The organism is Pseudoalteromonas sp. JSTW, assembly GCF_013423925.1.
In the GTDB taxonomy this organism is placed as follows: domain Bacteria; phylum Pseudomonadota; class Gammaproteobacteria; order Enterobacterales; family Alteromonadaceae; genus Pseudoalteromonas; species Pseudoalteromonas lipolytica.
In genome coordinates, this window is record NZ_CP058972.1 from 940,648 (window position 1) to 958,460 (window position 17,813).

Consider the following 17,813-nt stretch of genomic DNA (forward strand, 5'->3'; position numbering starts at 1 on the left):
TATACGCGTGCAATTTAAATATGTTGAGGAATAGCAAATGGATGCGAACCAATTATTAGTTATTGATGTACAAGGCTCTGCCGGTATTATTCAAGCCGATGGGTCAATTAAAGCACTGAGTGTGGGTGATGTTATCACTGTGGGTGATACCGTTATCACCGCGGATAAGTCAACATTGTTAATTGACGTGCAAGGTGAGTCTTTATCTATTCCTGCTAATAAAAAGGTCACCATTACGCCGGACCTACTCGCAAAAGAGGTCAAAGATAGCTCTGAAAATACGGTGTTTGATGACAGTATTGACGACGCCATTGCAAGCTTGAATCAACCAAATCAAGCAGCCCCAGACCCGCAGCAAGGTGGTGACATAAGCGACTTTTTAGATGCGCTTGAAGGCGGTGGCGATATTCTCGATAGTTTAGAAGCCACTGCCGCTGGTGGTACAGGGGGAGCGACCTCAGGTGGCGGTACTTCATTTGTAGAATTAGCACGTATTGCAGAGGGCATTGACCCTTCAAGTCTCGCATTTGATGATAGTTTTAATAGCGATAGCAGTGGTATTTTTTCGCCGCGTGATACAACCGATGGTGTTGTCCCAACAGACACCTTAACGGCAACGGTTAGTATTGATGACCCAGGTGTTATAAATAACTCTCAACCTGTGATCACAGGAACCACTGAAAATCTTGTTGGTGAAACAGTCACTGTGACTGTCACCGATGTGAATGGTAATAACCAAGTGGTTACGGTTGTTGTTCAACCCGATGGTACCTTTACGACTCCACCTTTGGATCCACTGCCTGACGGCCCTATTGTGATTGAAGTGGTTGCTATTGACCCAAATGGCGACCCTGTTAGTGACACGATTGGTGCGAATATCGATACCATCGCGCCTGTTGTTACCATTAATGAATTGCCCGACTCTGCGTCACAAACGATGGTGATTAATGGCTCTGTATCAGGCATTAGCGCAGGTGATGATGTCACAATTACGGTGACAGACAGCGCAGGCCAAGTACAAACATTTGTCACCCAAGTTGATGAGCAAGGTAATTGGAGTATTACCACTGAAGCGCTTGCTGAAGGTTTATATACCGTATTGGCTTCGGCTGTAGATGCGGCAGGTAACGAAGGCACCGATACAGAAAATGGACTCGTTGATTTAACGGCACCGGTGATAAACATAGACCCAATTGGTGAAACTAATGACACAACCCCCACGATTTCAGGCAATGTGAGTGGGGTGACTGTTGGCAGTGAGATCACGGTGGTGATTACTGCAGCCGATGGCGCTATTCAAACCGTGATAGCGATTGTTGCTGACGACGGTAGCTGGGCAATTGATGTGCCAGTTGCGTTGGTTGAAGGCGAGTTTACTGTGACAGCCACTGTTTTAGACGCAGCGGGTAACGAAGCACAAGCAAGCACCACTGGTATTATTGATGTAACCGCCCCGATAATAAATATTACCCCAATTGATGATACGCAAGACACCACGCCAACCATAACCGGTAATGTAGTCGGTGTGGTTGAAGGTAGCGTTGTGACGGTTGTGGTAACCGATATAAATGGCCAAGTACAGACTTTAACCGCCCTCACCGATGCTAATGGTAATTGGATTCTCGATGTTCCAAGTGAACTGGCTGAAGGGCCGTTTGAGGTGACTGCAACTGTCAGCGACTTGGCAGGAAACCAAGCACAGGATAGCGCAACAGGGGTGATTGACTTAACGGCACCAGACATCACCTTAACTGCCATTGCCAATACGAATGACACCACGCCTGTGTTTGTTGGTCGTGTTGAGGGTGTGCCAGAAGGCACACAAGTGACTATTCAAGTTGTGGGTAGTGATGGCCAATCACAATCGCTTACAGCGTTTGTGTTAGCTGATGGCAGCTATAGTGTGGAGGCGAGCACAGCATTACCTGAAGGCGGTTTTACTGCGATTGCAACAGTATCAGATCCGGCGGGAAATTCTGCGACGGCTAATACTTCTGGGACAGTGGCGTTTTCGCCTATTTCAATCACGATCGATTCTATTGCAGATAGCAACGACACCACGCCATTACTAAGTGGTCAAACTGAGGGAGTTGCGCCGGGCACAACTATCATGCTGTCTGTTACAGCAAGTGATGGTAGCGTATTTAATTTATTAGCAATTACACAAGCTGACGGAAGTTGGTCTATTCAAATGACTCAACCTCTTCCTGAGGGGGATTTTACGGTTGTAGCAACCGTGCTAGACCCACAAGGTAACGAAGCGCAAGCTACTGCAATCGGTAATGTTGACCTAACAGTCAGTATTAACTTTATTATTGATACCAATGACACAACCCCCAGCGTATCGGGTTCGACCCAAGATGTTGCCCCGGGCGCAGTGGTTACCGTGACCTTTATAGGCAGTGATGGCGCGACAGAAACAATACAGGTTATTACCGATGCAAATGGTGATTGGTCTGTAGAGGCCACCATTCCTCTGGTCGAAGGCCAATTTACCGTCACGGCAACCGTTACGGATGAGGTGGGTAACACGGCCACAGCCAGTGAAATTGGTGAAATTGACTTAACCGATCCAACTATTTTCATTGATCCCCTTAATGATACCAATGACACAACGCCAACAATTTCAGGGTCAGTACTTGATGTACCCGCAGGTACTACCGTTTCATTGCTTGTGACAGACAGCAATGGAGTAACGCAAACACTAACAGCTACAACCGATGCGCAAGGTAACTGGCAGGTCGATGTTGCCAGCGAATTAGCCGAAGGCGATTACACTGTCACAGCAAGTGTCAGTGATGAAGCTGGGAATACCAGCACCGCCACTGCAACAGGTACTATCGATTTGACCGCGCCTATTATCAACATTGATACAATGGCTGATAGTAACGACACAACCCCGACAATATCAGGCACGACGCAAGGACTTGATGCAGCAACGACAGTCACGGTAAGTGTGACAGACAGTGCAGGCAGTGCACAAACATTCACAACAATTACTAATGCCGATGGTAGCTGGTCAGTTACAGTCACTGATGAATTAGCGGAAGGTGAATTTACGGTTGTTGCACAAACACAGGACAAAGCGGGTAATAGTGCTGAAGATACTGAAACAGGTGTTATTGATTTAACCGCTCCGAGCATTGCGATAAACGAATTTACGGATTCAAATGATGTTACACCCGTTATATCGGGTGTTGTTTCGGGCGTTGAGCCCGGCACTTTAGTCACTATTACGCTTGTTGATAGCAATGGCAATCAACAGGTCTTAACTGCGGTTGTAAATGCTGACAACACGTGGCAAGTCGGTGCAAATCAGGTCTTAGCAGAAGGTGAGTTTACAATCACCGCCACGGTGAGTGACCCTGCTGGTAATCAAGCAATTGATACAGCAACAGGCGTTATTGATTTAACGGCTCCTATTATTGCTCTTGACTTCCTTGGAAGCAGTGCAGACAACACCCCGACTATCACGGGGACGGTGCAAGGCGTTAATGCGGGTACAACCGTCACGCTTGTGGTCACTGACTCTAATGGCAATAGCCAAACGTTCACGGCCTTAACCAACAGCGCAGGTGGCTTTAGTGCGGATGTACCAAACGGCCTAGCAGAGGGTGAATACACGGTAACTGCTTCGGTGGCAGACGAAGCTGGCAATCAAGCGCTTGATACCGCAACGGGTAATATCGATTTAACCGCGCCAATTATTGATCTTGACCCCTTAGGGAGCAGTGCCGACAACACCCCGACCATTACAGGTACGGTACAAGGTGTTAATGCTGGAACAACAGTCACGCTCGTGGTCACTGACTCCAACGGTAATAGTCAAACATTTACAGCGGTAACCAACAGTAATGGTGGCTTTAGTGCAGATGTGCCTACAAGCCTTGCTGAAGGTGAGTATACCGTAACAGCCTTGGTGGCAGATGATGCAGGCAACCAAGCCTCTGACACTGAAACAGGTCAAATCGATAGTTCTTCACTGACTATTTTAATAGACGCTGTCGGTGAGACAAATGATATAACCCCCACTATTTCAGGGTCTACATTAAACGCGACAGCGGGAGATCAAATCACCGTGGTGATTACGCCTGAATCTGGCGTGGCTCAAACCTTTACCACACAGGTTGATGCAAATGGTAATTGGACCATTACAGTATCGCAAGCGTTAGCTGAGGGTGAGTTTACCGTTGATGCAACGCTGACAGATCAATTTGGTAATACAGCAAGCGACTCAATTACAGGGGTGATTGATATTACGGCTCCTAGCGTGACAATTGATACGATAGGCTCAATAAACGACAGCACACCAGTGATTTCGGGTACATCACAAGGTGCCGTGAATGGCAGTACAGTGACTGTGACAGTGGTTGATTCGCAAAATAATAGCCAAGTGTATACCACCACAGTAGATGCCAATGGAAATTGGTCTGTGCCTGTAACCAGTGCAGTCGCGCAAGGGCAATTTACAGTGACGGCCAGTATCACTGATAATGCGGGTAATACAGGCACAGATACCGAAATTGGTAACTTTGATGGTGTGGGTCCGCTATTAACGCTTGATTTCGATCCGCTTACAAATGATACAACCCCACTTATTTCGGGTACTACAGATGCAGTTGCTGGCACGGTTGTGTCGGTTGTTGTTACAGATAGCAATGGAACGACGCAAACTCTTTCGGCTGTTGTAGCTGCTGATGGTACGTGGTCTATCAGCCCTGATACGCCTTTGGCTGAGGGCGCATTTACAGTCACAGCCAGTGTCGCGGATGAGTCAGGTAATCAAACTCAAGTAACGGATACTGGGGTGATTGATATCACTGCGCCGACCATTTCGATTGATAATCTGGGCACAGTGAATGACACCACGCCAACGATCAGTGGTCAAACAAATGAACCTGCGGGCAGCATCGTAACTGTGGTGGTCACTGATGGTGTCGCAAGTTATGAATTTACAGCAATTGTGAATGCCGATGGCAGCTGGTCAGGCGATGTACCTGCTCAGTTAGAAGATGGTAATATTAGTGTTACTGCTACTGTGACCGATGCGGCGGGTAATTCAGCGCAAGCTAACAGCGCCTTTATTCTTAATAGCTCTGCACCGAGTATTGCGATTGATGCCATTAATGATACCAATGATACAACACCGACAATTAGCGGTACGTCTGATGCCCCTGATGGCACGCTAATAACAGTCATCATTGAAGACAGTGATAACAATAGCCAGTCTGTTACTGCGACAGTGCAAAATGGCGTATGGAGTGTAGAACCAACACAAGCACTTAGTGAGGGGAGTTTCACTGTGTCGGCGTCGGTCACTGTGGATGGCTTAACCAGCGATGCCAGTGCACAGGGTTTAATTGATATAACCCCTCCGACAGTCACTATTGATGCACTTGCAGATACCAGTGATGTTACGCCATTAATTTCAGGCCAAACATCGGGTTTAGTGTCGGGTAGTATTGTAACCGTGACCATTACAGACAGTAATGGGGATTCGCAGGTTGTTTCAGCGACGGTGGCACAAGATGGTTCGTGGTCTGTGGCGGCAAGTACAGACTTAGCCGAGGGTCAATATACAGTAACCGCGGTGGTTGCCGACAGTGCAGGTAATCAAGCAACAGACACCGAAACAGGCATTATTGATTTAACAGCCCCAACAATCAGCATTGATAATATTGCCGACACAAATGATGTAACGCCCGTGTTGTCTGGTCAAACAACGGGCGTACCCGCAGGCTCACAAATTACCCTCTTGGTGACAGATAGTAACGGTAATACGCAAACCCTGATTACGACTACCTTAGCAGATGGTTCATGGTCAGTTGAGGCTGATGTGATTATTGCCGAAGGCGCATTCACCGTTGAAGCAACAGTAAGTGACGCGGCAGGTAATACAGCCACTGATACCGCGACTGGTGTTGTGGATACTACCGCACCTACTATCACGGTGGATGCACTTGCACCAAGTTCAGATGTAACACCTGTGATCAGTGGTATGGCAGAAGGAGTTCCTGCGGGCACTGTTGTCAGTATAGTGATCACAGACAGCCAAGGCGTACAGCAATCACTCTTTGCAACCGTTAACAACGATGGTAGTTGGTCTGTAGAGGCGTTAGATGCGGTAGCTGAAGGTGAATACACCGTTGTTGCAACAGTGCAAGACGCAGCCGGAAATCAAGGTACAGACACCGAAACAGGTCTTATTGATATCACAGCACCGACAGTGGTCATCGACCCACAAGCTGTGACAAATGACACAACCCCCGTCATTAGCGGACAAACCTCAGGTGTGCCAACCGGCACCGAAGTTAGGCTGACAATTACAGACAGTGCGGGCAATGTGCAAACGCTGGTGGCAACAACGGGAGCCGACGGTAGTTGGTCAGTTGCTGTATCTCAAGCATTAGCGCAAGGCAGTTATACCATTGACGCTGAGGTGTCAGATGCTGCTGGTAACACAGGAAACGACACGGCCTCAGGCGAAGTAGATATCACCGCGCCAGTTGTCAGTATTGATGCGATTGCCGACAGCAACGATGTAACACCAGCAATTAGTGGCCAAAGTACAGGCGTGCCTGCGGGGACGCTTGTTACGTTAACCATCACCGACAGTGCGGGTAATGTTCAAACAGTAACAACAACTGTACAAGCCGATGGTAGTTGGTCAGCTGAAGCAGCAACGGCACTCGCCGAAGGTGATTACACCGTTGTTGCAACCATTGTGGATGCCGCAGGTAATACAGGCTCCGACACCGAAACCGGCACAATTGATGTGACCGCGCCAACCATCACCATTGATGCGCCAGCGCTGACTAATGACAACACGCCCACAGTCACTGGCTCATCCGATTTAGCCAATACGAATCTTGATGTGACCTTTACTGATGCCAATGGCACCAGCCACACAGTGACAGTGACCACCGATGCGTCAGGTAATTGGAGTGTCGATGCAGCGCAAGCATTGGCCGATGGCAACTACAGTGTGACAGCGAGTATTAGCGATTCAGCGGGTAATAACAGCAGCGCCACAGACAGTGGTGTAGTTGATACAATTCCACCAGAGCTTGCCTTTGTGCCAACCTTCTTACTGGGTCAATTGGTTACTTTAAGTGGTACCTCTGATTTACCGGCTGGTAGCACGGTCACTATTACCCAAAACTTGGTTGGCGGTGGCGTAGTGACATACACTGCGACAACTGATGCCAATGGTGATTGGTCATTGACCGGCTTAACTGTACCACTGCTCAGTTTAGCGTCTATCACCGCAAGTGCGTCTGATGAAGCCGGCAATGTACGCACGATTACCTCAACCGATTTTGATGGTACACCGCCGACTTTAACCGTGAGCGTGGATGCACTGACAAACGACAACACCCCACTTATTAGCGGGACCACCGATGCCGGTGAAGGGGCACAAGTCAGCGTGGTTGTGACCGATGCCAATGGTGCAACAGAAACACTGACCGCCATTGTTGATGCTAATGGTAATTGGAGTGTGAGCCCAACCACCGCCTTAGCCGATGGTCAGTTTAGCGTTGAAGCCAGTGTCCGCGATGGGGTTGGTAACTTAAGCGAAGAAACCGTGACCGGTGTTATCGACACCCTTGCGCCAACACTGACCTTAACTGGTGTGGGTGAGGGCAGTGATGTCACTCCGGTGTTAAGTGGTACCAGTAATGAAATTGGTGCGACGGTTACTATTTCTGTCACGGATAGCAACGGCACAGTACAAACTTTTACTGCCATTGTTGGCAGCAACGGAACCTGGAGTAGAGAAGTTCCTAATGGTCTTGCTGAGGGGGATTATACCGTCACGGTGACAGTAAGTGATGATGCAGGTAACACCAGCAGCGTGACTGCAACAGGTAATATTGATACCACCAACCCGGTTGTTACTGTGAATGATAATGGCCTAGGTAATGACGATACACCAACCTTAAGTGGTACCTCAACCGAGCCTGCGGGAACACTGGTCAGTATTATTGTTATTGACAGTAATGGGGATACACATAACTTTACCGCGACTGTAGCTGCCAATGGGTCGTGGCAAACAGATGCCTCTGTATTACCTGACGGCGATTATACTATTACTGCAACGATCACCGATGCAGCAGGCAATGTTGGCACAGACTCAGGCACGGGTCGTATTGATACAACGCCACCATTATTAACCATTAATAATCTAGGGACGGTCAATACAGATACGCCAACAATCAGTGGGACTTCGTCAGAACCGGCTGGCACAGTTATTTCTTTAGTTGTAACTGATTCAAGCGGAAATACGCTGAACTTATCAGCGGTGGTTGATGGAAATGGCGACTGGTCTGTTACTTCATCGTCACTAACAAACGATGATTACACGGTTGTGGCAACGGTTGAAGATGCTGCGGGTAATACCGCAACAGCCTCTGAAAGCTTTACACTCGATACCTCTGCGCCAAGCATTGCGATAGATGTTATTGGTGAAACTAACGATCCAACTCCTACGATTACGGGCACAACTGATGCCGCTGATGGCAGCACGGTGACAGTTGTGATTGATGATGGTGTCAATCCGGTAGAAACATTAACCACAACGGTCACTGGCGGGGTTTGGTTTGTGACAGCAAACAATGCGTTACCAGAAGGAAGTTTTACAGTTACCGCAACGGTGACGGTTAATACTATTGATGGCACGGCAACACGCACAGGAACAGTCGATCTTACTGCGCCTAGTATCACCATAAATGATATTAACGACACCAATGATACCACTCCAACGATTAGCGGTACGACAGACGCAAGTGCAGGCAGTTTAGTCACCTTGACTATTACTGACTCTCTTGGAAATACACAAACAGTTGTCGCGACAGTATTAGCCAATGGTAGTTGGTCTGTTGCCGCTTCGACTATATTAGCCGAAGGTACATTTACAGTCACAGCTTCTGTTACAGACGCTGCTGGTAACACAGGCACAGACAATGCGACAGGTAATGTAGATATCACCGCACCTGTTGTCAGTATTGATGCGATTGCCGACAGCAACGATGTAACACCTGCAATTAGTGGCCAAAGTACAGGCGTGCCTGCGGGGACGCTTGTTACGTTAACCATCACCGACAGTGCGGGTAATGTTCAAACAGTAACAACAACTGTACAAGCCGATGGTAGTTGGTCAGTTGAAGCAGCAACGGCACTCGCCGAAGGTGATTACACCGTTGTTGCAACCATTGTGGATGCCGCAGGTAATACAGGCACCGACACCGAAACTGGCACAATTGATGTGACCGCGCCAACCATCACCATTGATGCGCCAGCGCTGACTAATGACAACACGCCCACAGTCACTGGCTCATCCGATTTAGCCAATACTAATTTAGATGTGACCTTTACCGATGCCAATGGCACCAGCCACACAGTGACAGTGACCACCGATGCCTCAGGTAATTGGAGTGTCGATGCGACGCAAGCATTGGCCGATGGTAACTACAGTGTGACAGCGAGTATCAGCGATTCAGCGGGTAATAACAGCAGCGTCACAGACAGCGGCGTGGTTGATACAATTCCACCAGAGCTTGCCTTTGTGCCAACCTTCTTACTAGGTCAATTGGTTACTTTAAGCGGTACCTCTGATTTACCGGCTGGTAGTACGGTCACTATTACCCAAAACTTGGTTGGCGGTGGCGTAGTGACATACACTGCGACAACCGATGCCAATGGTAATTGGTCATTGACTGGGTTAACTGTACCACTGGCCAGTTTAGCGTCTATCACCGCAAGTGCGTCTGATGAAGCCGGCAATGTACGCACGATTACCTCAACCGATTTTGATGGTACACCGCCGACCTTAACCGTGAGCGTGGATGCACTGACAAACGACAACACCCCACTTATTAGCGGGACCACCGATGCCGGTGAAGGGGCACAAGTCAGCGTGGTTGTCACCGATGCCAACGGTGCAACAGAAACACTGACCGCCATTGTTGATGCTAATGGTAATTGGAGTGTGAGCCCAACCACCGCCTTAGCCGATGGTCAGTTTAGCGTTGAAGCCAGTGTCCGCGATGGGGTTGGTAACTTAAGCGAAGAAACCGTGACCGGTGTTATCGACACCCTTGCGCCAACACTAACCTTAACCGGTGTGGGTGAGGGCAGTGATGTCACGCCGGTACTCAGTGGTCGTAGTAATGAAGTGGGCGGCACCGTCACTGTGACAGTCACCGACAGCAATGGGGCAGAGCAAACACTCACCGCCACCGTAAATAGCAGTGGTGATTGGAGCGTTGAAGTACCGACAGCCCTAGCCGAAGGCAGCTACACGGTTGCCGTGACCATCAGTGATGATGCAGGCAACACCAGCAACGTTACCGCCACAGGCAATATCGATACCACCAACCCTGTTGTTACTGTGAATGATAATGGCCTAGGTAATGACAGTACACCCACCTTAAGCGGTACCTCAACCGAGCCTGCTGGCACGGTCGTGAACCTCAGCATTGTTGATAGCAATGGTGATTCACACAGCTTGACCGCGACAGTCTTAGCTGATGGGTCATGGCAAGCCACATCAAGCAGCTTGCCAGATGGTGCATACACTGTGACGGCAACCATCACCGATGCTGCGGGCAATGTTGGCACAGACACAGGCACCGGCAGCATTGATACCTTACCGCCTAGCTTAGCAATTGATAGCTTGGGAACAGTGAATGATACCACCCCAACCATTAGCGGTACGTCTAACGAGCCTGCGGGCAGTGTGGTGAACTTAAGTGTCTCTGATGGCACCAACACCTACACCTTCACCGCGACAGTATTAGCGGATGGCACTTGGAGCGCCGATGTCCCTAGCCCACTGGATAATGGCACCTTCACGATTGATGCCAGCATTACCGATGCGGCAGGCAACGCCACCACCGCAAGCGACAGTGCACTGCTTGACACCACTGCTCCGAGTATCACGATTAATGTGATTGGTGAAACAAATGACACCACACCGACCATCAACGGCACCAGTGATGCAGAGAATGGCAGTGTGGTGACGGTTGTGATTGATGATGGGATAAACCCTGTCGAAACAATTACCACCACCGTCAGTGGGGGTACGTGGAGTGTCACAGCGATGACCGCATTACCAGAAGGTGAGTTTACCGTGACCGCCTCAGTGCTCGAAAATGGTAACACTGGCACCGCCACACGCACCGGTATTATTGATACCACCATGCCAGCGATTGACATTAACGAACTGGGTATTACAAACGACACCACCCCGACGATTAGCGGCACAGCCAGTGCGCCACAAGGCAGCACAGTCACCGTGGTGATCACCGATGCAAACAACAACAGTCACACCGTGACCACCACCATGCAAAGTGATGGTAGTTGGTCAGTGGCAGCCAGCACGATTATAGCGGAAGGCGAATACACCGTTACCGCGACAGTCAGCGATCAAGCTGGTAACCCAGCATCAGCAAGTGCCACCGGTGAAGTGGATATCACCGCGCCTGTTGTTAGTATTGATGCGATTGCCGACAGCAACGATGTAACCCCTGTTATTAGTGGCCAAAGCAGTGGTGCGGCAGCAGGCTCTCAAGTCTTGTTAACCGTGACTGACAGTGACGGGGCGACACAAAGCGCCACAGCCATTGTGCAGGCTGATGGCAGTTGGTCAGTTGAGCTGAGCTCAGCACTGGCGGAAGGAAACTACACCGTTGTTGCGACACTGAGTGATGCCGCCGGTAATACGGGCACCGACACTGAAACCGGCACAATTGATGTGACCGCGCCAACCATCACCATTGATGCGCCAGCGCTGACCAATGACAACACGCCAACGGTGACAGGTTCATCAGACTTAGCCAATACTAATTTAGATGTGACCTTTACCGATGCCAATGGCACCAGCCACACAGTGACAGTGACCACCGATGCGTCAGGTAATTGGAGTGTCGATGCAGCGCAAGCATTGGCCGATGGTAACTACAGTGTGACAGCGAGTATCAGCGATTCAGCCGGTAATAACAGCAGCGCCACAGACAGTGGTGTAGTTGATACAATTGCACCAGATATCCGTATTATTCCTTCATTCTTATTAGGAAATTTAGTTGGCTTATCGGGCACATCAGATTTGCCAGAAGGCAGTGTGATCACAATTACTGAACATTTAGTAGGGGGCTTAATAGGTGCGAATTATACCGCCACGACTGATGCAAATGGTAATTGGACGCTTGCCAACATTACTGTCCCACTTATTAGCCTGGCTTATGTTACGGCAAGTGGCACAGATGCGGCGGGTAACACTGCTACTGTGAGCACATTAGAATTTGATAATGTGGCGCCTGAGCTGACGGTTACTGTTGATGCATTAACAAATGATACAACCCCAACCATTTCGGGCACAACGGATATGGGAGAAGGCACGGTGATCAACATCACCGTTCAAGATGCCAATGGTGATTCACAAACCTTTACTGCAACTGTGCAAAGTAACCAAACTTGGTCTGTCGATGTGCCCACAGCGCTAGCTGAAGGGACCTTTACAGTAACGGCATCGGTAAGGGATCAGGTCGGTAATTTAACTACAGAGCAAACATCGGGTGTGTTAGACAGCATTGCGCCAACCTTAGTTGTTAACGCGGTTGATGGCACCTCTGACGCGCGTCCAACTATTTCAGGTAGTAGTAACGAAATAGGCGGCTTAGTTATCGTTGAGGTTGCAGGACAAACCATTACCACCACAGTAGCATCAGATGGTACTTGGCAGTTTATAGTACCGGTTGATATTACCGATGGCAGTTACACTATTACGGCGACCATAACGGATGATGCTAATAATACGCAAACTGCAACGGCATCTATAACGGTTGATACCGTCGCCCCCGTTGTGGCGATAGATACACTGGGACTTGGTAACTCAAGTACGCCTGTTATTTCGGGCACATCGACAGAAGCCACAGGTACTCAGGTTTCTGTTACGGTGACAGATAGCAACAACGATATACAAACATTATCGGCAACCGTCCAAAGTGATGGGTCATGGCAAGTAACACCGAGTACTATGCCAGATGGCAATTATAGTGTCACAGCGACTATCACAGATGTTGCAGGTAATGTTGGTACTGACACCGAAACGGGGTCAATTGATACTCTTACACCTGAGTTGGTTCTTGATGGTTTAGGGACTATTAATGATTCAACACCAACAATTAGTGGTAGCACCAATGAGCCTGCAGGCAGCACCGTAAATATTAGTGTGGTAAATGATGGGAATACATACAGCTTTACTGCAACTGTTCAGGCTGATGGGTCATGGTCAGCAGATGTTCCAACAGCATTGGCTGATGGCTTACTGACTATTACAGCGACAATTACCGATGCTGCAAACAACACGGCAACGGTAACAGACACGGCAACGCTAGATACCAATGCACCTACAATTTCGATTGATGCTCTTGCAGTCACTAACGACACCACACCGACCATTTCGGGAACAAGTGATGCAGCTGACGGTATTCAAGTGACCATTACTGTTGTCGATGCACTTGGTAATAGCCAAACAGCTATCGCCACTATTAGCAGCGGTACATGGACTGTAGACTTAACAACGCCACTCAGCGAAGGAAACTATACTGTTACAGCAAGTGTATCTGAAGATGGACTCACTGGTACGGCAAGTCGTCAAGGTGGCATCGATCTCACTCCGCCAGCGTTAACAGTTGACTCTCCAGCAATCACGAATGACACCACACCAACAATCAGTGGTACAAGTGATGCACCACAGGGTAGCGTGGTGACGATAAGTGTCACCGACAGTGCGGGCGATATTGTGACAGCATCTGCGGTTGTTGGCACATCAGGTGCTTGGTCTGTTGCATTAGGTACAGCATTAGCTGAAGGTGCCTACACGATTTCAGCAAGCGTTTCTGACACTGCTGGTAACACCAGCTCAGCCTCTGCATCGGGTGTGATTGATATTACACCTGCGAATGTGGTCATTGACACTGTGGCTGTTTCAACCGATTTAACGCCAGTGATAATGGGCAGTGCAACTGGCGCAGTGGCAGGCAATCGAGTAGTCGTTACGTTTGTAGACTCTGCCGGCGTAAGTCACAGTGTCGAAACGACACTAGATGCAAGTTTAAATTGGCAAGTTGAAGCGACTCAAGCACTCGCTGAGGGAGCGTATACAGTAACCGCAGTCGTGACAGATACCGCAGGAAACAATGGCAGCGCTTCAACGACATCTGCGGTTGATACCACAGCACCTGTCGTTAGCATTGATCAAAGTAGTTTAACTTTAACGAACGACTCAACCCCTCTTATTAGTGGTACGTCTGATGCGGCCAATAGCACTATTACAGTCACCTTTATCGCAGCCGGTGGAGCACAGCACAGTGTTACAACGACCACCGATGCGAACGGTGACTGGCAAGCAGCAGCAGATCAAGTGTTGGCCGATGGAGTTTATTCTGTTACTGCAAGTATCACGGATACTGCGGGTAATACCGGAACAGACAGTAAAACAGGTGGCGAAGTTGATACCGTAGCCCCAGAGCTCACCATTGTGCCATCGTTCCTATTAGGTCTGTTGGTCTCTTTATCTGGTACATCTGACTTACCTGAAGGCAGTGTTATTACGATAACAAACTACCTCGTCGGTGGAGTGGCTGGTGTGCCATATACAGCAACCGTTGATGCCAATGGTGATTGGCAAGTATTGAACTTGTCGGTGTCATTATTGAACTTAGCTTATGTAGAGGCAACAGCGACAGATGCCGCCGGTAATACCACGACTATTAGTACAGACACTTTTGACAATTCTGCCCCTGAATTGACATTAGATGTACCCGCTATCTCAGCAGACACAACGCCAGTGATAAGCGGCACAAGTACTGTGGGAACAGGGCAAACTGTGACACTGATTGTGCAAGGTGCCGATGGTGCTTCACAAACGCTAACGACCTTAGTGAACAGTAATGGCACTTGGTCAGTGGAAGTATTATCTGAACTTGTTGATGGCACTTACACCGTAACGGCAAGTGTCACAGATGCTGAAGACCGCACTACAGAGCAAACAGCCTCAGGTATTATTGATGCTGGATTGACTATAACCATTGATGATGGGTTACAGCTAACCAACGATGACACCCCGCTCATTACGGGTAAATCAATTGCACCAAACAGTGAAATAGAAGTGGTGTTTGATAATGGCACTACGCAACAAACGAAAACGGTTACCTCATTAAGTGATGGCACTTGGAGTGTAACACCAGACAGTGCGTTAGTGGATGGCACTTACACGGTAACCGCAACGATTGTTAGTAGTGGCGTAACAACAGGTGCAATTTCAGGATTAGAAATTGATACGATTCCGCCGACACTTGAAAATATAGATGTTAACTCTTTACTAAACTTAGGGCTTGTCATTACTGGCTTTGACGGCACAACGGATGCAGAAGATGGGGCTATCGTGCAATTAGATAACGCCCTTGCTTTAGGGATCACCTTATTAAGTGAAGGCGGCTCGGTTGTACAAAATGGACAGTGGTCAATAGGTATCGTTGATATTAACCTGCTTGATATATTGGGTTTAGGCCTAGCAGATGCACGCTTTAGCATTACAGATTCAATTGGTAATGTGCGCGTTGTTGATATTAACGGCAATGATATTGAAATTAATGGAGAGCCCGCAAGCACTGGTGGTGCGGGGCCTGAAGAAATGGCCTTAGGAGCTGACAGCATTGAGGCTGACGAGCAAACTGCAGAAAGTATTGATCTCAGCCTTGTTCTATTAGATGCAAGCCCAGAGCCAACCTCAAGTGGTGGCATTGCTGCGCTTGACGTGACTATCGAAGATGTCTTAAGTGATAGTGAGCAAAGTAATTTACTTGCCCTTGATAGCAACAGTGAAAGTCAGAGCTTAGCATTTACAGGCAATTCAGAAGTCACGTCAGAGCCTGCCAGTAATATCCAAAGTGAGTCAGATGAGCTAATCAAAAAACTCATTGAGGGAGGCAATAACTCAATTGATATTTAGATAAATAGTTAAGCTTAAATAAGAAAAGCGCGATAATTATCGCGCTTTCTTTTTGAATTGGGTAGTTTGTAAAACGAGAAACGAGAAACGAGAAACGAGAAACGAGAAACGAGAAACGAGAAACGAGTAACGAGCAACGGGTAACGGGTAACGAGCAACGGGTAACGGGTAACGAGCAACGGGTAACGAGCAACGGGTAACGAGCAACGGGTAACGAGAAACGAGTAACTAGAAACGAGTAACGGGCATTATGCTTTAAGGTTATGCACTATTTTTTTATCGCCTTGAATCACACTGCCACCTTGATCGTAGGTCATCGATGAAGGTGCGCCAATCAAGATATCTTTGAGCTGCTTAACACTAAGCTGGGCTTGATGAGCTGCATGTGCATTCACATCATTTTTCTTTTTACAGGCTGCAAGAAGAGAGTTTACTTTAGAAATGAGTTCGTTTACTTCATCATCTGGCGAGTCATTTTTGCTAACCAGCGTTTGCACTTCTTTATCTATTGACTGAATTTGCTGTAGTAGAGAGACTTTTTGTTGGGCAATACTTTTTAGCCCCTCACCACGTTTTGCAGCAATGGCTGTTAATTCATCATCCAAAAGCACAGCAATAGACTCTAAACAAGTGACTTGTTGTGTTAATTTGCTGGCGATTAAATGATTATGATCAGCCATACACATCAAACTCAAATGCGGCGATATTTTTAGCTAACTTTTCAGCATCAATTTGGTATTTACCTTCGCTGATTGCTTTTTTTAACTCAGCCACTTTATTGCTATCAAAGCCAGACGACTGTTCAGCTTTATCTTGTAAAGATTTAAGTTGTTTAGCCTGAGGCGTTAAGCTTACCGAATCTGCACTTGCTTTTGGCGCTGTCGATTTTGCCGCTGCCGCGTTAGCGTTATCTTTTTGTAAATCAAGATTTTTTTGCTTGGTATTCGTCAACACAGAAGTTTGTTGTTGACCATTATTGACATTGCTTACCATAATTTTTGACCTATACATTACCCAACATATGCCTATATATCGGCGGGCACAGCGGATACTTTAGCATAAATATAAAAAATTAAATATTCACTTGCACAGACTCAACACCATCCACACGTGCATTTAATACTTTACCTGATTTTTTGTTTTTTACACGTACTAATTCGTCTAATGTGCCATCTTCAAGCGCAATACCTGTTGTTTTGATCCTCAAGCCACGCAGTGAAGCATAAATAGTCACATTGTCGCCTTTACACACCATGCAAACATGGCTCATTACAATAGGCACACCACTGCGAATATTGCGCTTGCTACGACTGCCGACAAGCATTGATTTTTCTTGAACATATTGCGTTCTTACAAACTGCTTAGGTTTCATCTCTAAGCGCAAATGCTCTGCTCTAATTACTTCACCGCGTGCTAAATTGGTTGTTACGACAACAACGGGTTCCAGCTCAATAATGCGAACATGCACATATTGAGTCCAACTATTTATGTCATCGCATTTAAGTTGTACGGTAACCTGCCGATTAAAAGGAGGTTCTGTCGGTAATGTTTTATTTAATGGCGATTCACACAATCTTTCTGGAATACGGCTATCAAGTGGTAATGCACTTACTTGCGGTGCCGTATCGAGATCGGGGATCTGCTCGCTGACAAAATCAATAGCGATTTGTTGAAGTTGCTCGTTATTATACACTTCAGCTTGTAGATGCGTGGCAAATAACAAGCTAGAAAGAAAATAAAAAACACTGTATCTTCGGCTTTTTTTTAACAAACTCATATTGTTTCGACTATGCTTATT

4 protein-coding genes are annotated in these 17,813 nt (G+C 47.7%); 1 reads left to right on the forward strand and 3 read right to left on the reverse strand.

Going from position 1 to position 17,813, the window contains the following annotated elements; all coding sequences use genetic code 11:
- The first annotated feature begins 37 nt into the window (after positions 1 to 37).
- A complete protein-coding gene (locus tag GZH31_RS04390) occupies positions 38 to 16,015 on the forward strand; it encodes an Ig-like domain-containing protein (RefSeq protein WP_180311421.1) in 15,978 nt (5,325 codons plus the stop codon).
- Positions 16,016 to 16,263: 248 nt separating this feature from the next.
- On the opposite strand, the gene flgN is transcribed toward GZH31_RS04390, so the two are convergent.
- The 3 genes from flgN to flgA form a co-directional block, all read right to left on the reverse strand.
- Positions 16,264 to 16,695 carry a flagellar protein FlgN gene (flgN, locus tag GZH31_RS04395; protein WP_075593852.1) on the reverse strand — a complete coding sequence of 144 codons (432 nt, stop codon included), beginning with the start codon at positions 16,693 to 16,695 and terminating at the stop codon, positions 16,264 to 16,266.
- Positions 16,688 to 17,008, reverse strand: coding sequence for a flagellar biosynthesis anti-sigma factor FlgM (gene flgM / locus GZH31_RS04400; RefSeq protein WP_036970217.1), 321 nt, complete (start codon positions 17,006 to 17,008; stop codon positions 16,688 to 16,690). The genes flgN and flgM overlap by 8 nt, the downstream gene beginning before the upstream one ends.
- A gap of 79 nt (positions 17,009 to 17,087) precedes the next feature.
- Positions 17,088 to 17,792 carry a flagellar basal body P-ring formation chaperone FlgA gene (flgA, locus tag GZH31_RS04405; RefSeq protein ID WP_036970214.1) on the reverse strand — a complete coding sequence of 235 codons (705 nt, stop codon included), beginning with the start codon at positions 17,790 to 17,792 and terminating at the stop codon, positions 17,088 to 17,090.
- Between the last annotated feature and the right edge of the window lie 21 nt (positions 17,793 to 17,813).

Excerpts from the sequence above, each read along its gene's own strand:
- flgA (WP_036970214.1), bottom strand. The coding sequence starts at position 17,792 with ATGAGTTTGTTAAAAAAAAGCCGAAGATACAGTGTTTTTTATTTTCTT.
- flgN (WP_075593852.1), bottom strand. The coding sequence starts at position 16,695 with ATGGCTGATCATAATCATTTAATCGCCAGCAAATTAACACAACAAGTC.
- flgM (WP_036970217.1), bottom strand. The coding sequence starts at position 17,008 with ATGGTAAGCAATGTCAATAATGGTCAACAACAAACTTCTGTGTTGACG.
- GZH31_RS04390 (WP_180311421.1), top strand. The coding sequence starts at position 38 with ATGGATGCGAACCAATTATTAGTTATTGATGTACAAGGCTCTGCCGGT.